The sequence below is a fragment of the Spirosoma jeollabukense genome, from assembly GCF_054777855.1.
This window is the reverse complement of the sequence record NZ_BAAHAD010000011.1, coordinates 166,349-188,677: the sequence shown is the minus strand read 5'-3', so window position 1 is coordinate 188,677 and position 22,329 is coordinate 166,349. Positions and strand designations below refer to the sequence as shown.

The 22,329-nt window shown below is 47.7% G+C and carries 20 protein-coding genes; 11 read left to right on the top strand and 9 right to left on the bottom strand.

What is annotated here, in order from left to right:
• The first annotated feature begins 9 nt into the window (after nt 1–9).
• From ACYVEA_RS28345 to ACYVEA_RS28325, 5 genes are all read left to right on the top strand, one after another.
• A complete protein-coding gene (locus tag ACYVEA_RS28345) occupies nt 10–3,444 on the top strand; it encodes an efflux RND transporter permease subunit (RefSeq protein WP_461116788.1) in 3,435 nt (1,144 codons plus the stop codon).
• A 134-nt stretch (nt 3,445–3,578) separates the two neighbouring features.
• A complete protein-coding gene (locus ACYVEA_RS28340) occupies nt 3,579–4,874 on the top strand; it encodes a metallophosphoesterase (RefSeq protein WP_461116787.1) in 1,296 nt (431 codons plus the stop codon).
• A 124-nt stretch (nt 4,875–4,998) separates the two neighbouring features.
• Nucleotides 4,999–5,877 (top strand): dienelactone hydrolase family protein, encoded by an 879-nt coding sequence (locus ACYVEA_RS28335; RefSeq protein WP_461116786.1) that lies wholly within the window; start codon nt 4,999–5,001, stop codon nt 5,875–5,877.
• 150 nt (nt 5,878–6,027) lie between these two features.
• A complete protein-coding gene (locus ACYVEA_RS28330) occupies nt 6,028–6,486 on the top strand; it encodes a hypothetical protein (protein ID WP_461116785.1) in 459 nt (152 codons plus the stop codon).
• A gap of 231 nt (nt 6,487–6,717) precedes the next feature.
• A complete protein-coding gene (locus ACYVEA_RS28325; protein WP_461116784.1) occupies nt 6,718–7,017 on the top strand; it encodes a hypothetical protein in 300 nt (99 codons plus the stop codon).
• On the opposite strand, the gene ACYVEA_RS28320 is transcribed toward ACYVEA_RS28325, so the two are convergent.
• Nucleotides 6,980–7,393 (bottom strand): gamma-glutamylcyclotransferase family protein, encoded by a 414-nt coding sequence (locus tag ACYVEA_RS28320; RefSeq protein ID WP_461116783.1) that lies wholly within the window; start codon nt 7,391–7,393, stop codon nt 6,980–6,982. The genes ACYVEA_RS28325 and ACYVEA_RS28320 overlap by 38 nt on opposite strands.
• Nucleotides 7,394–7,473: 80 nt before the next feature.
• On the opposite strand from ACYVEA_RS28320, the gene ACYVEA_RS28315 reads away from it, so the two are divergent.
• A complete protein-coding gene (locus tag ACYVEA_RS28315) occupies nt 7,474–7,680 on the top strand; it encodes a hypothetical protein (protein WP_461116782.1) in 207 nt (68 codons plus the stop codon).
• A gap of 194 nt (nt 7,681–7,874) precedes the next feature.
• Entirely contained in the window at nt 7,875–9,689 is a 1,815-nt protein-coding gene (gene typA, locus ACYVEA_RS28310) for a translational GTPase TypA (protein WP_461116781.1), read from the top strand.
• 62 nt (nt 9,690–9,751) lie between these two features.
• Here typA and ACYVEA_RS28305 read toward each other — a convergent pair whose 3' ends face one another.
• From ACYVEA_RS28305 to ACYVEA_RS28270, 8 genes are all read right to left on the bottom strand, one after another.
• On the bottom strand, nt 9,752–9,955 hold the full coding sequence (locus tag ACYVEA_RS28305) for a hypothetical protein (protein ID WP_461116780.1): 204 nt from the start codon (nt 9,953–9,955) through the stop codon (nt 9,752–9,754).
• 69 nt (nt 9,956–10,024) lie between these two features.
• Nucleotides 10,025–10,606, bottom strand: coding sequence for a hypothetical protein (locus ACYVEA_RS28300; RefSeq protein ID WP_461116779.1), 582 nt, complete (start codon nt 10,604–10,606; stop codon nt 10,025–10,027).
• 10 nt (nt 10,607–10,616) lie between these two features.
• Nucleotides 10,617–11,894, bottom strand: coding sequence for an LVIVD repeat-containing protein (locus tag ACYVEA_RS28295; RefSeq protein ID WP_461116778.1), 1,278 nt, complete (start codon nt 11,892–11,894; stop codon nt 10,617–10,619).
• Nucleotides 11,895–12,050: 156 nt separating this feature from the next.
• Nucleotides 12,051–12,512 (bottom strand): META domain-containing protein, encoded by a 462-nt coding sequence (locus ACYVEA_RS28290; RefSeq protein ID WP_461116777.1) that lies wholly within the window; start codon nt 12,510–12,512, stop codon nt 12,051–12,053.
• A complete protein-coding gene (locus ACYVEA_RS28285; RefSeq protein ID WP_461116776.1) occupies nt 12,513–12,965 on the bottom strand; it encodes an META domain-containing protein in 453 nt (150 codons plus the stop codon).
• Nucleotides 12,962–14,206 (bottom strand): serpin family protein, encoded by a 1,245-nt coding sequence (locus tag ACYVEA_RS28280; protein WP_461116775.1) that lies wholly within the window; start codon nt 14,204–14,206, stop codon nt 12,962–12,964. Before ACYVEA_RS28280 ends, ACYVEA_RS28285 begins: the two co-directional genes overlap by 4 nt.
• Before the next feature lie 78 nt (nt 14,207–14,284).
• A complete protein-coding gene (locus ACYVEA_RS28275) occupies nt 14,285–15,967 on the bottom strand; it encodes a hypothetical protein (protein WP_461116774.1) in 1,683 nt (560 codons plus the stop codon).
• Entirely contained in the window at nt 15,964–16,530 is a 567-nt protein-coding gene (locus ACYVEA_RS28270) for an RNA polymerase sigma factor (RefSeq protein WP_093825299.1), read from the bottom strand. The genes ACYVEA_RS28275 and ACYVEA_RS28270 overlap by 4 nt, the downstream gene beginning before the upstream one ends.
• Nucleotides 16,531–16,704: 174 nt before the next feature.
• Between ACYVEA_RS28270 and ACYVEA_RS28265 the strand changes: the two genes are divergently transcribed.
• From ACYVEA_RS28265 to ACYVEA_RS28250, 4 genes are all read left to right on the top strand, one after another.
• Nucleotides 16,705–17,094, top strand: coding sequence for a hypothetical protein (locus ACYVEA_RS28265; RefSeq protein WP_461116773.1), 390 nt, complete (start codon nt 16,705–16,707; stop codon nt 17,092–17,094).
• 184 nt (nt 17,095–17,278) lie between these two features.
• Nucleotides 17,279–17,860 (top strand): DUF7010 family protein, encoded by a 582-nt coding sequence (locus ACYVEA_RS28260; RefSeq protein ID WP_461116772.1) that lies wholly within the window; start codon nt 17,279–17,281, stop codon nt 17,858–17,860.
• Between the two features lie 372 nt (nt 17,861–18,232).
• Nucleotides 18,233–19,090 carry a sugar phosphate isomerase/epimerase family protein gene (locus tag ACYVEA_RS28255; RefSeq protein WP_461116771.1) on the top strand — a complete coding sequence of 286 codons (858 nt, stop codon included), beginning with the start codon at nt 18,233–18,235 and terminating at the stop codon, nt 19,088–19,090.
• A gap of 14 nt (nt 19,091–19,104) precedes the next feature.
• Nucleotides 19,105–22,320 carry a PVC-type heme-binding CxxCH protein gene (locus tag ACYVEA_RS28250; protein ID WP_461116770.1) on the top strand — a complete coding sequence of 1,072 codons (3,216 nt, stop codon included), beginning with the start codon at nt 19,105–19,107 and terminating at the stop codon, nt 22,318–22,320.
• Nucleotides 22,321–22,329 lie beyond the last annotated feature (9 nt).

Here is a 22,329-nt window from a genome sequence, read left to right as displayed (position 1 = left end):
TTCTTCACCATGAAAATTGAACATTACAAAACGTTAGGGTTCACCAACTGGTGCGTTGAGAACCGTACGGCGATTTACATCTTCACGTTCCTGATCTCGATTGGTGGGTTGTTCGTATATAATAACCTGCCGAGGGAGCAATTTCCTGACGTTAAGATCCCTCAGGTATACATCAATACGGTGTATGTAGGGACGGCACCCGCCGACATTGAAAATACGATCAACAAGCAGATTGAGAAGCAATTGAAGTCCATTTCGGGCGTCAAACGCATTAAATCGAATGCTTTGCAGGACGTATCGGTTATTCTGGTCGAATTTAATCCTGACGTGCAATCGGCTGAAGCTTTGCAGCGCGTTCGGGATGCTATCGACAAAGCGAGACCTGATTTACCTGATGAGCTGGATTCAGGACCAACGGCGCAGGATGTTGACATTTCGGAGCTACCGATTATGAACATCAATATGGCCGGTAATTTCTCGCTAAAACAACTGAAGGAGTATGCCGAGGATTTACAGGACGTCATTGAAGGGATGCCTGAAATCCGGCGTGTTGACATTATTGGAGCCCTGGAACGCGAAATCCAGATCAATGTCGATTTACCACGAATGCAGTCGGCAGGTCTGGCGTTTAGCGATATTCAACAAGCCATCCAAAGCGAAAATATCAACGTATCAGGTGGTGATCTGAACGTCGATGGTGTTCGTCGAACGGTACGGGTAAAAGGCGAGTTTACGGACGTTTCGCAGCTTCAGAACCTTCAGATACGTACCGCAACGGGCGCAACGGTGCGGCTCGACGAGATCGCGCAGGTACGGGATAACTTCGAAGAGCAACAGGATTTTGCCCGCTTAAATAACAAATCGGTTGTAACCCTGAACGTCATCAAACGGGCGGGAGCCAACCTGATTTCGGCTGCCGATCGCATCGAACAAACCATCGAAGAATATAAAGAAACCCGCTTTCCGCAGGGCCTGGAGGTCAAAGTTACAGCCGACCAGTCGGAACGTACCCGCGATAACGTCAATGACCTGATCAACACGGTTGTGCTGGGCTTCATCTTCGTGGTATTGATTCTGATGTTCTTCATGGGCGTTCGGGATGCCATTTTCGTTGGCTTATCCGTACCCTTATCGGCTCTGGTGGCATTTATTTTGATGCCAGTTCTGGGACCAGCCATCGGGACGCCATTCACGCTGAATATCATGGTGTTGTTTGCATTCCTGTTGGGTTTAGGCCTGGTGGTCGATGATGCCATCGTGGTTATCGAAAACTCTCACCGGCTGTTCAACGATAATAAAGACTGGGATATCAAGCAGGCGGTTAAAGCAGCTGCAGGTGAAGTATTTGCGCCCGTAGTGTCAGGTACGCTGACGACGATTGCGCCCTTCTTCCCGCTCCTGTTCTGGCCGGGTATTGTCGGGGAGTTTATGAAATTTCTGCCGATAACACTGATTCTGACCTTGTTTTCGTCGTTGTTTGTTGCTTACGTGATTAATCCTGTCTTTGCCGTTACGTTCATGAAACGGCATGAAGACGATAATCATCCAGATAAGCAAAGCTTTAATGAGATTAAACGGCCTTTGATCATTATGGCCGTGCTGGCAGGTATTGGTTATGTGATCGATCGGGGTATTGGTAACCTGTTTGTGTTATTCATTATTCTATACGCCTTCAATCATTACATACTAACGCCAAAGTTGATTGTACCATTTCAGCATCGAATACTGCCAGCGCTTAAACATGGTTATCGTCGATTAATTTCCTGGGTATTGACGGGGTGGCGTCCTGTATTTGCCATTGTGATTGCTTTCGCTTCACTAGTGGTAACCTTTATCGTCGTTGGTATTGCCAAACCTAAGGTGATCTTCTTTCCCAGTGGTGAGCCCGATTATATTTACGTATACAACGTAATGCCGGTTGGCACCGATGCTCGTGTAACGGATTCTGTGACGAAGGTGATTGAGAAACGGGTGTTCAACGTGCTTGAAGAAAACAAGGCTACGGACATTGTCAACTCGGTTATCTCGAACGTAGGTAAAAACGCTGGCGATCCGCAAAACCCCGACCGGTCAGCCACCCCGCAAAAGTCGAAAGTAACCATAGCCTTCAAAGGAAACCAGGAACGACATGGTATTTCCACCGACTCATTACTGGTCAAGGTACGGGTAGCGTTACGTGGTTTGCCTGGCAGCGAAATTTCGGTAGAACGCGAATCGAATGGTCCACCAACGGGTAAGGCAATTGCCATTGAAATTGGCGGTGAAGAATTTGACGAACTGAAGAAATTAGAAACACAGGTTCGGCAAAAAATAAGTCAGGCGGGTATTCAGGGAATTGACCAGTTAAAGTCAGATCTGATTACGAACAAGCCCGAAATCGTGATCGCTATCGATCGCGACAAAGCCGAACGCGAAGGTATTTCGTCGGGGCAGGTTGCCATGGCTATTCGAACTGCTTTGTTTGGTCAGGAAGTATCGAAATTCCGCGATGCGAAAGACGAATACCCGATTATGGTTCGCCTGAAACCCGATGACCGAAGCCAGATGGAAAAACTGCTGAGTCTGAATGTCGTTTACCGCGATATGGTATTGGGTGGCCAGCTACGGCAGGTCCCTATTACGTCGGTCACCAACATTAGCTATTCAACGACTTTTAGCCAGATCAATCGCAAGAATCAGGAACGGCTCATCACACTTAGCTCCGACGTAGTGACAGGCTATAATGCCAATGAGATTGTGGCTCAAATCGAGCAAGCTATTAAAGATATCGACGTACCAAACGGGTACACCGTTAAAATGGGTGGTGAGCAGGAAGACCAGCAGGAGTCAGTAAACTTCCTGGTTATGGCTTTTGGTATTGCAATGATGCTCATTTACCTGATTATGGCTACGCAGTTTAATTCAGTAGTAAAGCCGCTGATTATTTTCGTAACCATTCTGTTCTCGCTCATTGGGGTGCTGCTTGGGTTTGTCATTGCTGGCAAAACATTTTCGGTCATCATGTCGGGAATTGGTATTATCTCCCTAGCTGGTATTGTGGTGAAAAACGGAATTCTGCTGATTGAATTCATTGAGGAGTTACGTGGGCGAAATATTCCCCTACGTGAAGCCATCATTGAAGCGGGCGGCATTCGTCTGACGCCTGTATTACTAACCGCTTCAGCGGCCGTACTAGGTCTTATTCCGCTGGCGTTTGGTATCACGGTAGACTTTGTGGGCCTTTTCCGAGATTTCGATCCACATATTGTGGTGGGTGGTGATAGTTCTGTCTTCTGGAACATCCTGGCCTGGACGATCATCTTTGGTCTGACATTCTCGACCGTACTGACGCTTGTAATTGTACCCTGTATGTACTGGATCAACGAGCGCATCCGCATGAAATGGTTCGGCAAGGTTGACCCTGCGCTGGAGCCCAAAGAGGAGATGGAAGAGGAGTTAGCGTAAGAATTAGTTTATAATTGAAAAAAGGGTAATTAAGGGTCTAATAGATACCTGATTACCCTTTTCTTTGACTAACTTTTTGCGCAATACCTCTGTTATCCAGTCTCCTTATTTTCTATCTCGATAAATTACCGAAGATGAATCGTACCGCCTTATTTATTATACTTCCCGCTATCCTGCTCCTGATTGACTGGTATGTATTTCAGGCCGTTAAGACGCTGAGTCGATCCGCTACCGAAAGCACGCAACGTATCATTGCTATTACTTTTTGGGGGTTTACGGCGGTGTCTTTGCTGTTATACATCATAATGCAGTTCCTGCCTCCCGATTCCATTAGTCGTCAGGTACGAACTTTCCTCTGGGCGGCCATCGCCATTCCTTACTTCTCCAAGGTTTTTGCGATACTGATTATTTTCATTGACGATCTGGGACGGTTTTTTCGCTGGATTGTTTCCCTGTTCTATAAACCCGAAGTTCGTGAAGCCGTTGAAGATACAACCCGCCAAACGATTCCGTCTGTCGGCCCAATCCCAAATGATGCGATCTCCCGTTCAGATTTCCTGATGAAAACGGCGCTGGTCGTAGGGGCTGTGCCACTGGTTGGTTTCACCTGGGGAATTTTGTCCGGAGCACATGATTACCGGATCAGGCGTATCAAACTTCCCTTAAAAAACCTGCCGTCGGGCTTCAATGGTATGACCATCGCCCAGATTTCCGACATTCACTCGGGTAGCTTTTTCAACAAAACAGCCGTGCGTGGGGGCGTCGACCTGCTCTTAAAGCAAAAGCCCGACATGGTTTTTTTTACCGGTGATCTGGTCAATAGCCATGCCGAAGAGGTGAATAGCTACATCGACGTTTTCAATAAAGTAAAGGCGCCAATGGGTGTTTATTCGACCCTTGGCAATCACGATTACGGCAAATATGTCCAGTGGCCCAGCGCTCAGGCCGAACGGCAAAACGTACTGAACGTAGTGGCCGCTCATAAGCAAATGGGCTGGAACATTATGCTGGATGAAAATAAGATTCTGGAACAGAACGGCGATAAAATTGCGCTGATTGGTGTGCAAAATCTTGGTTTTGGTCCGGCAGCACTGCGGGCGGGTAATCTGGCAAAAGCCTACAAAGGCGCTGAAGAGTACCCGGTTAAGCTCCTTCTTTCACACGATCCCACACATTGGGATGCGGAAGTTCGCCCCAAATACAGCGATATCGACGTAACCTTCAGCGGCCATACGCACGGAGCGCAATTTGGTGTTGAATTTGGCGACACAAAATGGAGTCCAGCGCAGTATTTCTATAAACAATGGGCTGGTTTATATCAGGATGGCGATCAGCGGCTCTACGTTAACCGGGGTTATGGCTACATTGGATATCCGGGCCGGGTCGGGATTTTACCGGAGATTACGATTTTTGAGTTAGTGAAGGCCTAACCAGTAATAGTTTATAAAACCAAAATTGGGTAAGTTGTGAGCCAATCGCATCCGCTTACCCAATTGTTGTTTAACTAATTCCTTCATCAGTCAGTTACCTTAATCAACTACCAAACACGTATTTATGAAAACCATATTTATTACCGGACTTTCCTTCTTTATGTCACTGCTGTCTTACCTGAATCCGACGACAGTACAACCTGCTGAGACCCCTATTCCGCTTTGCCACGTACCCCCCAACTTGTTAGCTGGTAATGATATGTCGGCAATGGCGGCCGATCCCGCTTTTCAGCGTTTACACGTGGCTCCCCTCCCCTTCACGTACGTTGGTGCAGGCGAGATGGTTAAGTTTCCAACGTCTGATGGGCAATCAGCCAGTGGTTTTCTGCTGAAATCAAAGCAACCGTCAAACAAATGGTTGTTGGTCTACCAGGAATGGTGGGGCCTGAATGACAACATCAAACAACAAGCCGAAACGTTTTACAATGACCTGAAAGACGTGAACGTACTAGCGGTTGACATGTATGATGGTAAAGTTGCTACTGAACCTGCCGAAGCTGGGAAACTAATGCAGGGGGCCAGCAAAGATCGGCTTGCCAATATTCAGAAGGGAGCTATTGCATTCGCAGGCCCAAAAGCGGAGTTTGCCAGCGTCGGCTGGTGTTTTGGCGGCATGCTTTCGCTCCAGTCAGCGCTGATGGAAGGCCAGAAGGCAAAAGGCTGCGTCATGTATTATGGCCGTCCGGAACAGGACGTAGAAAAGCTGAAAACGCTCAATACGGACGTACTAGGTATTTTCGGTAGCCAGGACAAAGGCATCACGCCCGAGACGGTAAAAACGTTCGAGGAAAACATGCAAAAGGCTGGTAAAAAGGTAACTGTAAAAATGTACGATGCCGGCCATGGATTTGCTAATCCAAGCAATCCGGTTTACAACAAAGAAGCTTCTGCTGATGCCTATAAGCTGGCGCTGGCTTACCTGAAGGAGAAGCTGAGCGCCTAAATTTTATTGGTATATAATTGATTGAGAGCCTGACTACTACTTAGTGGTCAGGCTTTTAATTAAACTTTAACCGCTTTCTTCACGTTTTCATTAAACGAAGTGGGTTCGATTAAGTCTAACAAACAAATCGAGAATAAACCCGCTATGAAAATGAAAACGATAAAATGGAGTGGAGTTCTGGCTGGCCTTTTGTTGGGTGTGGTTACAGTCAGCTTCGGACAGGTTTACGGCCCTGGCCAAGCCAATCCAAATGGGTATGGCTACAACCAGCCATACCCAAACGGCAATGGGTATAGCCAGAATTATCCAAATCCGAACTATCCGAATGGATATAATAATGGCTACGGCCAGAGCTATCCGAACGGATATGGACAAGCTTATCCAAACACGTACGGGTATGATCAATACGGATACCCTATTCAACCACCAGTGGTAGTTGTTCCTCCAAGGGTAATAATTGCTCCACCTCCAGTGTTTGTAGGGCCTCCGGTAATTATCCGGCCTTATGTAAATTACGGCTATGGTCGCAGTGGATATGGGGGCGTTTACCGGGGTGGATATGGTGGAGGACGTGGTGGTTACGGTGGTCGTGGTGGCCACCATTGGTAGACGAATAGTTGGTTTAACGGGATATTAATCAGATTCGTCGAACCAAATTTCAGGTGAAAAGTTCAACAAATAAATGCTGAAGTAAGACTATGAAAACGATAAAACTTATGCCTATTCTCGCGGCTGGTTTACTAGTCGTTCTGATGGCAAGCTGTGGTCCCGCCTATGTAAATACAGGTGTAGGCTACGGACCTGGTTACTATAGTGCTCGCCCTTATTATGGTTACGGCTATGGTTACCGCCCTTATGGATATTATCGCCCCCCTGTGGTGGTCAGCCCTCCGGTTGTTGTTCGTCCACGGTATTATTCACCACGATATTATGGTGGTAGCCCCAATGCTCGTGGTGGCTTTGGAGGCTCTCGTGGTGGTTATAACGGTGGCGGTGGTCGTTCGCGCGGACCAAGATAGCCAGTTAAATACAGTTAACCGATCGGGTACCGGCTCAATGAGTCGGTACTTTTTATTTAATGGGTTAGTGGGAAATGAAAGTACTAAATACCCAAAAACGCTACGTAGTCACCGGACGTAATAAGCTGATTTCCACCTACTGATAAATTATAAAGATAGATCCAGCAGGCAACAATGCCATCGCCGAAAGAGACCTCAATGACCGTTCGTATGTATTCATGAGGCTTCTCAAACGCTTCACCGATTCCTTCATAATTGTCCAGATACGTTAATAAATGTGGCTTGTTAGCGCTGATATTAAAGATTGATCCATACACAACGGCTGTGGTTTCTGGCTGGTAAATCGCACCTGGATAGTTTCCCAGATCAAATAGCTGACCCCAAAACTTGCCATCACCAACGTATTGACTATGTTTATGCAGATATTGGGCATGTGTATTGGTAAAGGATGGCCTGAGAGTGCCATAAACAAAGAGTAAATCAGAATCCGTAGCCATTACGTATCAAAAATAGTTTTTTGTTACTCGGTGGGACTAACAACGCGATTTATACGTTAAGAAGAAAACAGGGCTTTATTATGAAAAAGACGAAAGTATTTCTACTGATTGCTGCATCGCTGGTATTGGTCGACGTACCGTTGGAAACAATGGCCGCTAGTAATACGCATCCAACGGAAATTGCGGTCATTGGGCGCAAGCGAAAAGGGTACAAACCCAAACGAGGTGGTCTGTTCAATACGGGTCTTTTCCGTAAGAAAAATCCCTGTGGTTGCCCAAATCATTAAGCAATTGTTAAGAAATTGTATTTATATCAGAGTCAGGCCCTTATAAGGGCCTTTTTCGTTTTATTAGTTGTAAAAATCTGTGTTTTAACGTAAAATTTCGTACCTTTGCGGTTTGAAAAATATGGCGGTAACAGACTCTGGCTGTTACAACTCAAACCAACTCTTAACAACCAGAGACGTAATGCCAAATTTGTATGCAATCAATTCGCAATATAGCAATCATCGCCCACGTTGACCACGGCAAAACAACACTGGTTGACAAAATTATTCATGCATCCAAGCTCTTTCGGGATAATCAGGAATTCGGCGACCTGATCTTGGACAGCAACGACCTGGAGCGCGAGCGGGGTATTACCATCGTTTCTAAAAACGTATCGGTACGTTACAAAGACGTTAAAATCAATATTATCGATACACCAGGCCACAGTGACTTTGGTGGAGAAGTAGAGCGCGTGCTGAAAATGGCCGATGGCGTTTGTCTGCTGGTCGATGCGTTTGAAGGACCAATGCCACAGACGCGTTTCGTGTTAGGCAAAGCCCTGCAGTTAGGTCTGAAACCAATTGTTGTTATAAACAAGGTTGACAAAGAAAACTGCCGTCCCGACGAGGTGCATGAGCAGGTTTTCGACCTTATGTTCAACTTGGGGGCTACTGAAGATCAGTTGGATTTCCCAACGGTTTATGGCTCTTCGAAACAGGGCTGGATGGGACCGGATTGGAAGACGCCAACCGACAACATCACGTATTTGCTCGATACCATTGTAGCGACCATTCCACCGGCTCCCATGAACGAAGGTGCGCCACAAATGCAGATTACTTCCCTTGACTATTCAACCTTCGTTGGTCGGATTGCTATCGGTCGTGTGCATCGCGGTACGCTGAAAGAAGGGGCCAATATGGCGCTTATTAAGTCGGATGGTTCGGTTAAGAAAGTGAAAATCAAAGAACTTCAATCATTCGAAGGACTTGGTAAAGTGAAGGTTGGCGAAGTTGCCTGTGGTGACATTTGTGCCGTTACGGGTCTCGAAGAATTTGAAATTGGTGATACGTTAACGGATGTTGAAAATCCAGAAGCACTCCCCCGAATTTCGGTGGATGAGCCAACGATGAACATGCTGTTCACGATCAACAACTCGCCTTTCTTCGGTAAGGAAGGTAAGTTTGTAACATCGCGTCACCTACGGGAACGACTATACAAAGAAATTGAGAAAAACCTGGCGTTGCGTGTAGAACCTACCGACAGCGAAGACCGCTTCCTGGTCTATGGCCGGGGTATTCTTCACTTGTCGGTTCTTATCGAAACCATGCGTCGCGAAGGTTACGAGCTACAGGTTGGCCAGCCCCAAGTGCTTTACAAAGAAGATGATAACGGCCACAAGCTGGAGCCGATCGAAACACTTGTTGTAGACGTGCCAGAAGAAACGGCTGGCAAGGTGATTGAATTGGCAACCCAGCGTAAGGGCGAATTGCTGATCATGGAACCTAAAGGCGACTTGCAACATCTTGAATTCGAGATTCCCTCGCGTGGTTTGATCGGTCTGCGTTCTAATGTCCTGACGGCTACGTTCGGTGAGGCTGTTATGAGCCACCGCTTTAAAGAATACCAGGAATTTAAGGGTCCAATCCCAGAGCGGATCAATGGTTCGCTGATCTCGATGACCAGTGGTCAGGCAACGGCTTACTCGATTGACAAGCTTCAGGATCGTGGTTCTTTCTTCGTTGAACCGGGTGATGAGATTTACGCAGGTCAGGTAATCGGCGAACATAACCGCCAGAATGATATCGTGGTAAACGTACAAACGGCGAAACAATTGACGAACATGCGGGCTTCGGGTTCGGATACGAACGTTCGGATTGCTCCGAAAATCTCGTTCTCATTGGAGGAGTCGATGGAATATATCCAGAAAGACGAATACCTAGAAGTCACGCCTAAATCGATGCGGATTCGTAAGATTTATCTGGACGAAAACGAGCGGAAACGGAATCAGAATAAGTTCGTTATGGCTTAATACGTAGTGATTAGCTTATAATAAAAATGCCCCCTGTCTAACAGGGGGCATTTTTATTGCTTTCAAAACTTACCATTCACGAAAACTTTTGTCGGAAGCGAAGCAAAAACCGCCAGTGTTTTCTGTGGAGGTTGGGTAGCTGGCGCTGCGGGTGTTTCGAGAACTGCCGCAGCTCGAGTGGCGGTATATGCAGCGTGGCGATGTACATGATAATAACCCGCCACAAAGAGCGAAATACCACTAACTGATAGAGCCAAATTTTTCATACTATATTGAGTGTAGTGCATAGGTGGTGTGATAACCCTGTTGACAACAGAAGTTATGGGTAAATTGTTTTAAAAAGCTACTCCTATTCGAAAACAAATGCGATTGTATATCCGATGCTCATCTCGTTGAATATCGTTTCCTGTAAGCGGTTTCTGGACATCTGCAGACTGGCGTTTATAGGACAGGGATAAGACAAAAGCAGAGGCCGAAGGTTTACCGGCCCGCAACGCAATGCCTGGATTTATCATCCAGCCGCCTTTTACGTCATAGCCTGTGGACGCTTTATGTAGCCACGCAAATCCATACCCCGCGTCGGCGATAGCCAGCAAACGAACGTTCCGTTGCGAATCACGGGCTAAGTCGAACCGGAGCCCGGCGCCAAGAGGTGTTAACAAGGCTGCTTTGTACCAATCAATGCCTACCAGTCCGCCAACCGCCAATCGACTGGTCAATTGAACACCATTGAAGCTTTGCGCCGTAAAACTGACCCGATTTTCAACCAACTGCGCGGTTGATGTTCCAGAAGCAACACGCCCAAAGAGTCCGCCTAACTCTGTATAATTGACGTAACGCGGTCGCTGAGAGAACGATTGAGCGGGAGCATACTGGCATACTAAGGCCATCAGACAACCTATTAAAAGTAGTTTCATAACCCGATGTTTAGTAATACGTTGGTGGCGTAACCGGAATGCGGCTCAACTGACGGAGTTGACGCGGGTTGCTGGTGTCAAACTGATAGAACCCATCTTTACCAATCATCAGCAACGATTTCTCCAGTGGAATGACGTCAAACGAATCCAGTCCCTCAATATGTTGCAATTGGTTGATATTCATTACGTCACGCATATCGAACGATTTAAGCCCATATGCACCTTCGCAGATGAACAGATTCGGATAAGCAACCCCTAGTCCATGCGGATTGCGCATTGGATAACTCTTAAGTAGTTTGGGATTCGTCAGATTGGTAATATCCACTACGTCGAGTTGATTGGTGAAGCCACCGCATTGATTCCCGGAACGTAGCGTCACGTAGGCAATATTATCATTTACGACCACCGGATCGCACACGCGGGCGTGCTGAAAAACGGACAGTTGCACCGGCTTTTCTGGGTTGATATTATCGTAAATGAACATTCCCGTAGTCGAACCGATAAACAACTTGTCTTTGTAGGGGAAAATGGTTTCAATACCCCAGCCCATTTGTATTTTGTTACCTATTTTCGGTTCTGACGGGTTCTTAATGTCAAACAGCTGCATTGTTGACTGATTGACCGTGTACAGATAGTTGTCATAGAGCGCAAATCGTGCCATCGAACCGGCAACGCCATTGGTTGTTGAACTGCCAGCTTTGTTGTCACTAGCGAGAGACGCGTTAAAAAATTGAGTAGTTGGCCAGACTCCGGTTGGATTGACGCCTTCATCGCAGTTTGTATCAATCGTTTCTGATACGTAGCTAACTTTCTGATCATAAACCATCTTACTCGCTGGGTCGTAACTCCACCAGCCTCCTTCAAAGGAACCATTGGGGAATACATCCTGCACGCGATTGATGGCCTGCACAGACGCCGGATTGCTGATGTCAAACGCAACCAGGTCCATGTAACTGTCTGCATACAGGATATTGTTTCGAACGGCAATGTCACCGTTGCCCGGAATGCGGAGAAAGGCCACGGGTGTCGGTGAAGACGGGTTGCGGTTGTCGATAATGTGAATGCCCTGTTTCAGTTCGTTGATGAACAGATACTGGTCTTTTGTGTATATTTTTCCAGGGTTGACCAGGGGTTGCGCAGGTTCGATTTGAACGCCTTGCCGGAGTTGATTGGCGGTGAACGTAACGGGCGAATAGCGCCGATACTTGCGGGTTTCTTTACAGGTGTCGGTGCAGGCGGTCAGGTAGAGAAACGGCAGCAAAAAAAGGAGTAAACGGTTCACTTTCATAAGGGTAGAGGGTTGAGTTATAGATGCATGACTCCAACCCGAACGAAAGCGTTGTAACCAATTAAAAAAAATTGCCCGGCTGTCCTGATTACGGCCGGGCAATACGAATCTTACACAAAAAGAGACCTTAAATTGTTGTTCGTAAGCGATTTATGATTAATTCTGTCTTTCATATTCCATTACATGAGGTAGCTCTCCCCCATGATATATTCGAAGCCGGTTTGGCTTTGGCAGTTCAAAACGCGCAACGGCATTCAGGTTCTTAAAATAAGTCTGCTCAAATTTCATAACCTCCTGGGTCCCCGCCATATCGGTGTAGCCCAAATGGTCGGCCGACAGGGTGCCATCCAACGTAGCATACAACCGAAGCGTATAGGAGTTGACCGACGCTTTTCCGCTTGCATTAAACGGAGTAATATCCAACGGCGGATTGGCTGTATCCAGCGCAAACTTCAGGGTTGTTCCATAGGTCGAGTCTGGTCCAACAAGTCGCCACGTACCAATCAGGCTTTGTATGTTGGGGGCCAGAGTAGGTTCTTCATGACCACACTGAGCCATTCCCAACAAGAATGCTAAAGAACTCACTATTAAGCCAATTGTCCGGGTTAACGTTATCATTTAGTTTGTTTTTTCGTACACCAGCGTACCTGTCTGCGCACCATCATAATACAGGCGCAGGCGGTTGTTACTGGTTAATTCATAACGGTTAACCGCTTTCAGGTTAGCAAAATACGTTTGCTCAAACTGCATTGCTTCAGACGAACCGGCCATTTGGGTAGCACTAATTTCACTTATGGTAATCTCTGACGGCTTGTTGTCTTTATAACTTAGTGATGAGTTATAAGTGTTTACCAATGATTTTCCCGATAAATTGAGCCTTGGCACAGATGGAAGTTGCAACGTTTGAGCCACTGGATCAATTACTAATGTTACGTTGAAAGAACCCGGCTCAACAAGCTTCCACTCTCCTATTAACTCATTTATATTAACCGGTTGAACTACTTCCTCCCGTTCGCAACCAGAGAACGACATGAGCAAAGTCACTATGCCAACCAGAAGCCCCGTTTTCATGAGTTGCCTGTTTTGGTTGGGTCCGCGATTTTACCGATAAACAAAACGGTTCCCGAAGTCTTTTCGTGAATGACGAAAACAAAAGGCCGATCGCAGAGGGTTGGTACACGCGCCGACGTCGTTGAAACACCACCTGTTGTAACAGCTGCGGCTTCTGTTCCCTTCTCGTCAACCGCCACAAACGTATTCTGCTTCACAAAGCTAAGCGTTAAGCCGCCTTTTGCGTTTATTTTCGTAAAATCGGCCCGGTCCGTAAAAGCCGTTGGCATTCCAAGAGCGCTTAGTGCATTATTAAGCTTGATTTCGTAGTTCAGGGTGAATTTTGGCAAACCGAAGTCAATCTCACTAGCAGTCATATCTTTCTGTAGTTGAGCCCACTCGTTGCTCGTCAGGCTATTGATCAGTGCGTCGGCCGTTGTGTTCTGGCTGGGTAATAACACGGTCATAGCATATTTATCAGAGCCATAAGGTAGTTCTATCGCGGTATAGGTGGAACGGAATGCCTGACGAAATACAGTTTCAAGCCGCATCATACGTACGTTCGTTGTGCCACCCGATGCCAGATTAAAAGGCGAATCTATCGTTTTGCTAGGATCAAACTGCGTTTTCCAGTCGCCTTTGAAATAGAGCGCGTTCAGTAGAAACATGACATCGTTTCCCTGTATCTGATCGATCACCTTCGGGATTTTGCCATTGGTTTTCTGGCTGGCCCAGGCATTGATTTTCCCAACAGTTGCCGGATCGTCAAAATTCTCGGCCGATACGTCAGCTTTGAAAGTCGTCTTCAAAATATCCTGGAAGGGGGTTTCAACCGGGAATGTATTGCGATTCCACACCGAATTGGCCAGCGTTACCGTTACACCTGGATCGACCGTAGGCAGATTTTCCATCAGGTTTTGGTACGTAGTATTGGCTTCGGCAAGCGTTTGAGCATCCAGTTTAAGCGTTTTCTGAATCTCCTGCGCCGTTTGTCCATTAGCACCGTTCAGAATCATGCCCAAGGCGATGTGAAGACTCAATGGCGAAATGAATACATTTCTGGTCTGCCCTTCGGCGGTATTCACCTGTTTGGCCAGATCAAAGGCAAACTGGGTCGTTTGATTCGCAAAGGAAGTTGATACGCGTAGTTCGCCAACGGGTACGTCTGGAGTTGGTGTTACCGTCGAGTTTTTGCAGCTAACGGCCGTCAACAAAACGCCGATAGTCATGGCTGTTACCGTTGAAAAAAAGGTCGTTTTCATAATACAATACAGTTAAGTCATCAAGAGCACCAATGTGCATGTAAAACTTTAAACCATTGTATTTGCGAGTTTCTGTTGTTAAAAATGGTAATCGACCCCAAAACTCATTCCGGTTGAGGTCGGGCGGCTCTGCACCTGCGAGTCAGGCTTCGTACCGAATTCTAACGATGGCTGATAAAGTCCCGCCAGCGACGCCGACCACTTGCCTGTAGAACGATAGCGAAAGCGAGCCCCCATGGTAGCGGCTAGGGATACCGGACGATAGACACCATCTTTAGCCGTAACCACTACGTCATTTCCAACCGTATTTTTAACGAAAATGTTGGTTAAAATGCCGCCTAACAAAGCCATACTCAGGCGTTTACGTGGACGTAGCTGATAGCCGACCTGAACAGGGACCTGCATGTATTGATAATTATTCGTCAGGACTTCCTGCGTTTGGCTGCTATACCTGTATTGCGAGTAAAATGAGTTGTTGGACACTAAATCCAGGGCGGTTTGTGGTGCACTGCTTGCCGTAGCTTTATTCACCAGGCTATTCTGTATGGCATCAACGTACAGATTGCTGGTCACTACGTTCTGATTAGCAACAGCACCTATGTAGTTTGATGAGGCCACCTGAGCTGGCGTTTCAATGGTTGAATGACCGGCCAGATACCCAATTCCCGACTCTACCGACCAGTGTTCATTCAGTTGAACGCCTGCTCCTGCCTGATAAGCTACCGAAAAATTTGCCCGGCTGGTTACGGACGATTGATTAGTAGTGCCTGCCACTAACGCATTGGCATAAGCTGCCTGGGTCGACTTCAGCGCGACCATTGGGTTGAAGGCTCCCGGCATTACACTCGCCGATGCCCACATTTCACGGGATTTACGTTGTGATTTACTAACCTCTGGTTCCATGGGCAGTTCTGCCGCACGGAACCAGACGATCCGCTGAATGGGCCCTATAGTGCGTAAGCGAAGCGGACGACCCGTAAGTTGCTCAAAAACAGCCGCGTCGGTCGCTGTTGGCGCCGAGGACGTAGCACTTTGCTTAGGATAAGCTGCTGAGGTTTGCACAGCCATGTGCGCCATTCGGTTCTCCAAAGCAGCACGTTCGTGGGTGGCTGATAGAATTGATGGCGGAAGCTGCGTTGTCACAGATGAGGACGGAGAACGACGTAGGTTCCTTGATACCATCAGTTGCGTAGGTAGATCATCACCCGCGTTATTTGTCGACGGAATTGCCCTGTCAACGGCAGCCTTACTACGTGCAATTGATCCATTCGATGGCTTATTACTACCTTTTTTCGTCGATGAAACGAGGGTCTGGGCTGGCGTTAGCTGGGGCGCAGGCTTATCGATCGAGGCAACAGCGTCGGTCGGCTGATCAGTAGGTACATTGCCTGCGCCTTTAGAGCGGGAAGCAGTAGCCGATTTTTCGGGAGCTAACGGTCTTACGGCTACGTTCGCAGCCGGGCCGGGCTGATGCAATTGAGCCGTAGGCTGGTTAACAGACTCTGTATTGACCAACCACCAGCCAACAAGCAACAAAGCTACCGTAGCTGCTATGCCCATAGCCCAGCCGAGTGGACGGGACATAACTAGTCCTGAACCCCATAGTGGCAGTGTTTTAGTCCCTTCAGATTCATCTAATCGACGTTCGATCGCGTCCCACACACGAGGTGGGGGCGTTTCAGCGGCTTCGTCGAAGGCCTTTCGCCAAAAATCGTCAGGTGTATTTTTCTCTAATTCATTCATTTCCGTACCAGTGTTCATAGATACCCTTCTGCTGGGCGTCCATCTGCAAATCGTTTATCCGACTGTAATTTTTGTTGCAATAGCATTCGGGCTCGGGAGTACTGTGATTTAGATGTTCCCTCGGCGATGTCGAGCAACTCGCTGATCTCCGGGTGACTATAGCCTTCAATGGCATACAGGTTAAAGACCGTCCGGCAACCGGGCGGCAGTTCCTGAATCAGTTGTAATAGGTATTGATAGTTTAGGGCTGGCAAACTTTCGTCGGCCTGGGGAAGCACCGGAGCCATGTCCTGCACATCGACGGTCTGTTCCCAGGGTTTCTCTTTTCGTAGCTGTTTAAGGGCTGTATTAATCACGATGCGCTTCAGCCAGGCTTCCAGTGGGCATTCAAATCTAAATGAGTCGATATGCCGATAAATCTTCACAAATGCATCTTGTAACACATCTTCAGCCTCGTCGGGATCTTTTATATACCGTTTGCATAGGACAAAAAGCTTACCGGCAAACCGCTCATAAAGCTGTCGCTGCACAATTCGGTCTTGCCGTCGGCACCCTTCTACTAATACGTATTCATCCTGCATATCAACGCTGACAATCCAATGACCTCATTTGAGTACAAACGGTTGGAAGCAGGCTAAAATTTTTTTCGCTTTCGCAACCGGTAGGTTGTCATGCGCTAGTTTTGCTACACTGTGCCGTTCCGGTGAACCCAATAAACCCTCAATGCAGCTCCGAATGCCAAAAAAATTCAATACATGAAGAAAGCGATTCTGACCCTAATCACGATCTGGTTCTTGGCTTCAGGCTATGTAAAGGCCCAAGTTGTTGTGAATGGAACCAATGTCAACAACCTGGATATCCAGTATATTAAATTAATCGGCTATGATAAATGGAGTGTCCACTCGAAAACGTCTTCAGAAGCTATGGTCTGGCTTGATTTTGGTCAGGGATTGGATCTTCGCAAGTCGAGCGAGTTTCTGAAGCCGGTGAATGGTGAGGAACCCGTTCATTTTAAGTCGGTCATTGAGGCCTTAAACTACTTATACAGAAACGGATGGGAACTCATTCAGCAATATCAACCAGAGCCTAATTCGTACCAGCATTATGTTTTGCAAAGAAGCGCTGGGAGTAAGCAAGACCGTTAGGACGTTAACCTACTTTTGTAAGAGCCACATATGTTACGTTAAAAACTTTTCTAAGATTAATCACCTGCGTAAGCAGGCATCTGGCCTTTCATAACCCCTATGTACCTCTAAGCCTGTTTCGTTTGTAAAGTAACAGGATTGTGAATTGCTTTAGGCTCGTCTAAACATAAACTCACCTGTACCAATGGAGCAGAATTATCAAATCGATTCAATAAAAGCAGCCCAATCGGACATGAGAGCTGCTTATAGGAATGGCGCTACGGGGGTACTTATCTCAGGCCTTGTGTGGCTGGCTACAGGCTTTGTTTTCTACAATTTTTCAGCTAAACAGGCAATCTGGGCACTTTTAATTGGTGGTGCCTTTATTCACCCTGTAACGCTGCTTGTCAATAAAATAACCGGACTCAACACGTTCACCAATAAAGATAATAAGTTGGTTAACCTTGCGCTGGAGGGCACAATTTTTATGCTGATGACCATCCCTATTGCCTACGGACTGGCCCTGTTACGGACCGAATGGTTCTTTCAAGGCATGCTATTGATAATCGGAGGCCGGTACTTGACGTTTCACACGTTGTATGGGACTAAACTATTCTGGCTATTGGGCGGCCTATTAGGTTTGGCGGCTTATGGTTTATTTGCCTCCAGCACTCAACCGCTGATCACTATACTCACAGGTGGATTAATCGAAGTAATTTTCAGCGGGGTTCTTTTTTACGACATTTCACTCAGGAAAAAAGCGGAGTCTATAGCGCTATTATCGTAGTTGGAGCTAAGACTATCCAACTAGCATCGAGGTATACATAAGCTCCGATTAACATAGTCCCAGTGGTATTGTAAAATTCGAATGCGAGGGTTTGGTGCTTCGTAGACGTACTTCCTTCAACCTCGTTTCCTTTCAAATTTCCGGCTTCAAAGAGCCAGCAGGAGACTTTGCCAGCTTCATAAACCCCATCTTAGTTATACGATAAGACTAAGAGAGGTCCAAAGTAAGTGCCTTGATCTCAAAGGGGTAAATTTGTATTTACCCTTTCACGTATCTGTTCAACACAGGCGGGAAAGAGTAGAAATCGCTGCAATTAATGTTGGATTCTTTATATAACCTTACCTTTGATAATCCATTACCTACTAATTGCTGATGAATCGTCGTAATGCGCTACGTTACTCGCTGGGCATTGGTCTTGGTGTCGCAACGTATTCGGCTTTTAGCCGTGCCATAAATACTAGCGGCCGTTTCAAGATTGGGGCCTGCGACTGGTCGATTGGCCCGGCGGGTGATATAAACAGCTTTGCCGTAGCAAAAAAAATTGGTCTCGACGGTGTACAAGTGAGCCTGAATACGAAAGCCGATCACGAACACCTACGTAGGCCAGACGTACAGCAGGCTTTTAAAGAGGCTGCTCAGCGGGCGGGCGTTTCGATTGGCGGTTTGGCCATTGGTCTGCTGAATGAGATTCCATACAAATCGGACCCACGTACTGACCAATGGGTACAGGATAGTGTAGAGGTTGCCAGCGCATTGGGTGTGAAAAATATCCTGCTGGCTTTTTTTAGCAATAACGATTTGCGTGGTGACCCGAAAGGGACACAGGTGGTCATAGATAAGTTGAAAGCTGTAGCGCCCAATGCTCAGAAGGCGGGTGTCGTATTAGGCATTGAGTCGTGGCTATCGGCTCCCGAACAGCTCGCTATCCTGGATGCGGTGGCTTCACCGGCGGTGCAGATTTATTATGACGTTTGCAATTCGACGGTGGGTGGATACGATATTTTTAAGGAAATTCGTGAGCTTGGTAAAGACCGTATTTGCGAAATTCACCTAAAAGAAAATGACTTCCTGCTCGGGCATGGAAAAGTAGATTTAGTGAAAGTCCGGCAGGCGCTGGATGATATTGGCTATTCGGGTTGGCTGCATATGGAGGGAGCCGTGCCCAAAGGCAAACCCCTGCTCGACAGTTATATTGAAAACAACAAGACCGTGCGATCGCTTTTCGTGTGAAAGAATTACCTGTTATGAGAATCCGTAGTTTTTCGTTTATCCCGCTTCCTTTCGTTCTAACGACAGTTGGCTTTTTATACCTGGCTGGACAGCCCGTTCAGCCTGTTCAGTCAACAGCTTCATCATTATCGCTCCAACCATCCGGGATCAACCAGCAACGTAGCATCGTAGCCAGTGATTCGGGTAAACTTTACCTGCCCGACGACCTAGAAGCAACGCTCTGGGCCGAGTCGCCCATGTTCTTTAACCCAACCAATATGGACATCGACGCCAAAGGGCGGGTGTGGGTTACAGAGGCTGTAAACTATCGCAAATTCAACAACAAAGCCGAAGATCGGCTGGATCATCCGGAAGGCGAACGGGTTATGATTCTCGAGGATACCGATGGTGACGGCAAAGCAGACAACAGCAAGGTATTTGTTACAGACCCGGATCTGGTTTCTCCACTCGGTATTGCCGTTATTGGCAACAAGGTAATTGTTTCGTGTGCCCCCAATCTGGTAGTCTATACCGACGAAAACGGCGATGATAAACCCGATAAAAAGGAAATCATGCTGTCGGGATTTGGTGGTTTGGATCACGATCATTCCCTGCATGCGCTGGTGGCCGGGCCAGATGGAAATTACTACTTCAATACCGGAAATGCCGGGCCGCATATTGTAAGCGATAAAGACGGCTGGACGCTACGTTCGGGGAGCCTGTATGTCGGAGGAACGCCGTACAACAAAATCAATCATGGTAATCAGGTTAGTGACGATGGCCGTATCTGGACCGGTGGTCTGGCGCTACGTATCCGCCCGGACGGTTCGTTTCTGAAGGTAATGGCGCATAATTTCCGTAACAATTACGAAACCGCGCTGGATTCCTATGGCAACATGTGGCAGAACGATAACGACGATGAAGTGATGGCCTGCCGAACGAGTTGGGTAATGGAGGGCTCGAACGCGGGCTATTTTAGCGCTGATGGTACCCGGAACTGGAAAGCCGACCAGCGACCCGGTCAATCTATCCCAACAGCTCACTGGCATCAGGAAGATCCGAACGTACTACCCGTTGGCGATATTACCGGCGCTGGTTCACCTACGGGCATGGTTGTCTACGAGGGTGATGAACTGGGTCTTCAATACCGGGGCATGTTACTGAGTGCCGATGCGGGCCGGAACGTAATTTTTGGCTACAAACCCGAAGTGTCCGGCGCAGGCTATAAAATGCCCCGTACCGATTTCATCAGTACGTTCCCCAAAGTCGACGAAAACTACAAGTGGAATGATGTTGATAACGACTCGCGCAAGTGGTTCCGTCCAAGCGATGTAGCGGTTGGAACAGATGGCGCTATCTATATTGCCGACTGGTATGATCCCATCGTGGGCGGTCACCAGATGAAGGATAGTAAAGGCTATGGACGGATTTACCGCATCACACCTAAAGGCAAGAAGCTCAAAGCCCCTAAAATTGACTTAAGTTCGACGCAAGGCCAGATTGCCGCGCTGCTAAGCCCTGCCGTGAACGTAAGAATGGCCGGTTTTGAGGCTTTGAGTGAACAGGGCGAAAAAGTGGTTGAGCCTGTTTTATCACTCGTATCGTCATCTCCGAACCCATACCATCGGGCGCGGGCTATTTTCCTGCTGGCGAATCTGGATGCCGAAGGGCAGTTTGAGGTTGAGCGATTATTAAAAGCGCCGGATGCCAATACTCGGGTTATAGCGCTACGTGCTTTGCGTAGTATTACCCCCGAAAATTACAAATCGAATCCGGGCTTAACGGCCTCGCAACGGGCATTACTACCCTTAGCAGGAAACCTATCGACCGACAAAAGTCCGGCTGTTCGGCGGGAAGTTGCCATTGTCCTACGGGATATTCCTTACGATGAATGCCGGTTTATGCTCCTGAATTTGGTAAAAGGCTATGACGGGACGGATCGCTGGTATTTAAATGCGCTTGGCGAAGCCGCCGATGGGAAGGAAGACGCCTTATTTGCCGATCTGGCACCAACACTTCCGGCCAGTCCGACAGAATGGGATCAAAAGACGGCGAACCTCATTTGGGAATTGCACCCCTCTGGTGCTGTGTCTATGCTGAAAAAACGGGCTGAAGCGCCGTCGCTCACGGCTGATGCCCGTCGGCAGGCCATTGTGACGCTGGGTTTCATTAACAGCCAGCAAGCGGCTAAGGCCATGTTTGATCTGACGAAATCACCGGATAAAGAAATCGCCGATCAGGCGACCTATTGGATTGATTTCCGACGGGGTAATGATTGGGCCAAACTGATGAACTGGCAAGAGGTTATGCCAACGAAAGTTTCGGCCGATGAACAGAAAATGCTGACTAAGCGAGAAATGTTGCTGGACGTCAGTAAAACTGACGCCGAAAAGCGAAAAATGGCGGTGGAGATGTCGCGTGATGCCGAAGGGGCTAAAATTCTGATTGGGTTAGCCGCTGAACAAAAACTGTCGGAAGACTTGATTAAAGCCGCCGGGCCGGGAATACGTACCAATAAAGACCAGACCATTCGGACGATGGGTAAAGAGTATTTCCCCTGGAAGCGCCCAACGGAAACAGTTGCCGCTACTACGTCGTCAACCAAACCTGCCCCAGTCGCTACGGAGCCTGTACAGTCCTCTGCTGCTGAGAAAGAACCCGTGAAAACGGCACCGGTGTCTACCGTTCCCGTACAGGCTACGAACGGAGACGTTGTGGCTCCGCAAAAAGAAAATAAGAGTAATTCGGCACCAGCTACACCCGAGGAAGCGCCTTCCATAAAAACTGCCGGTACGTCAGCTCCGGTTGATGCCAATTCACCGATTGCGCAAATTGCCATGCTTACCGGCGATGAAAAAAATGGCCGCACAATTTTCAAAACGAACTGTGCTACCTGCCACCGTCATGGTCAGGTGGGGGAGGATATTGGCCCGGAACTAACCAAAATTCACCAGAAATTCGATAAGAATGGCCTTCTGGAGGCAATCGTCTACCCGAACGCCGGCATCGCCTTTGGTTATGAACCGTATATGGTTACCACTAAAAAAGGGCAGATGTACTACGGTTTTTTAGTGAGCGATAACGAGCAGTCTGTTACGCTGAAAGGCATCAAGGGCATCCGGCATACAATTCCTGCCGACCAGATTTCGTCCCGTCGGCAGTACAAAAACAGCCTCATGCCCGATCCTGCTCAAATGGGGCTAAATCAGCAGCAATTGGCTGACTTAGCGGCTTTCCTGCTGAAGCAGTAGGTTTGTCGT

Excerpts from the sequence above, each read along its gene's own strand:
- ACYVEA_RS28290 (WP_461116777.1), bottom strand. The coding sequence starts at position 12,512 with ATGATAACGTTAACCCGGACAATTGGCTTAATAGTGAGTTCTTTAGCA.
- ACYVEA_RS28275 (WP_461116774.1), bottom strand. The coding sequence starts at position 15,967 with ATGAACACTGGTACGGAAATGAATGAATTAGAGAAAAATACACCTGAC.
- ACYVEA_RS28320 (WP_461116783.1), bottom strand. The coding sequence starts at position 7,393 with ATGGCTACGGATTCTGATTTACTCTTTGTTTATGGCACTCTCAGGCCA.
- ACYVEA_RS28330 (WP_461116785.1), top strand. The coding sequence starts at position 6,028 with ATGAAAACGATAAAATGGAGTGGAGTTCTGGCTGGCCTTTTGTTGGGT.
- ACYVEA_RS28255 (WP_461116771.1), top strand. The coding sequence starts at position 18,233 with ATGAATCGTCGTAATGCGCTACGTTACTCGCTGGGCATTGGTCTTGGT.
- ACYVEA_RS28285 (WP_461116776.1), bottom strand. The coding sequence starts at position 12,965 with ATGAAAACGGGGCTTCTGGTTGGCATAGTGACTTTGCTCATGTCGTTC.
- ACYVEA_RS28265 (WP_461116773.1), top strand. The coding sequence starts at position 16,705 with ATGAAGAAAGCGATTCTGACCCTAATCACGATCTGGTTCTTGGCTTCA.
- ACYVEA_RS28325 (WP_461116784.1), top strand. The coding sequence starts at position 6,718 with ATGGTTACCGCCCTTATGGATATTATCGCCCCCCTGTGGTGGTCAGCC.
- ACYVEA_RS28280 (WP_461116775.1), bottom strand. The coding sequence starts at position 14,206 with ATGAAAACGACCTTTTTTTCAACGGTAACAGCCATGACTATCGGCGTT.
- ACYVEA_RS28315 (WP_461116782.1), top strand. The coding sequence starts at position 7,474 with ATGAAAAAGACGAAAGTATTTCTACTGATTGCTGCATCGCTGGTATTG.
- ACYVEA_RS28335 (WP_461116786.1), top strand. The coding sequence starts at position 4,999 with ATGAAAACCATATTTATTACCGGACTTTCCTTCTTTATGTCACTGCTG.
- typA (WP_461116781.1), top strand. The coding sequence starts at position 7,875 with ATGCAATCAATTCGCAATATAGCAATCATCGCCCACGTTGACCACGGC.
- ACYVEA_RS28260 (WP_461116772.1), top strand. The coding sequence starts at position 17,279 with ATGGAGCAGAATTATCAAATCGATTCAATAAAAGCAGCCCAATCGGAC.
- ACYVEA_RS28270 (WP_093825299.1), bottom strand. The coding sequence starts at position 16,530 with ATGCAGGATGAATACGTATTAGTAGAAGGGTGCCGACGGCAAGACCGA.
- ACYVEA_RS28250 (WP_461116770.1), top strand. The coding sequence starts at position 19,105 with ATGAGAATCCGTAGTTTTTCGTTTATCCCGCTTCCTTTCGTTCTAACG.
- ACYVEA_RS28340 (WP_461116787.1), top strand. The coding sequence starts at position 3,579 with ATGAATCGTACCGCCTTATTTATTATACTTCCCGCTATCCTGCTCCTG.
- ACYVEA_RS28305 (WP_461116780.1), bottom strand. The coding sequence starts at position 9,955 with ATGAAAAATTTGGCTCTATCAGTTAGTGGTATTTCGCTCTTTGTGGCG.
- ACYVEA_RS28295 (WP_461116778.1), bottom strand. The coding sequence starts at position 11,894 with ATGAAAGTGAACCGTTTACTCCTTTTTTTGCTGCCGTTTCTCTACCTG.
- ACYVEA_RS28345 (WP_461116788.1), top strand. The coding sequence starts at position 10 with ATGAAAATTGAACATTACAAAACGTTAGGGTTCACCAACTGGTGCGTT.
- ACYVEA_RS28300 (WP_461116779.1), bottom strand. The coding sequence starts at position 10,606 with ATGAAACTACTTTTAATAGGTTGTCTGATGGCCTTAGTATGCCAGTAT.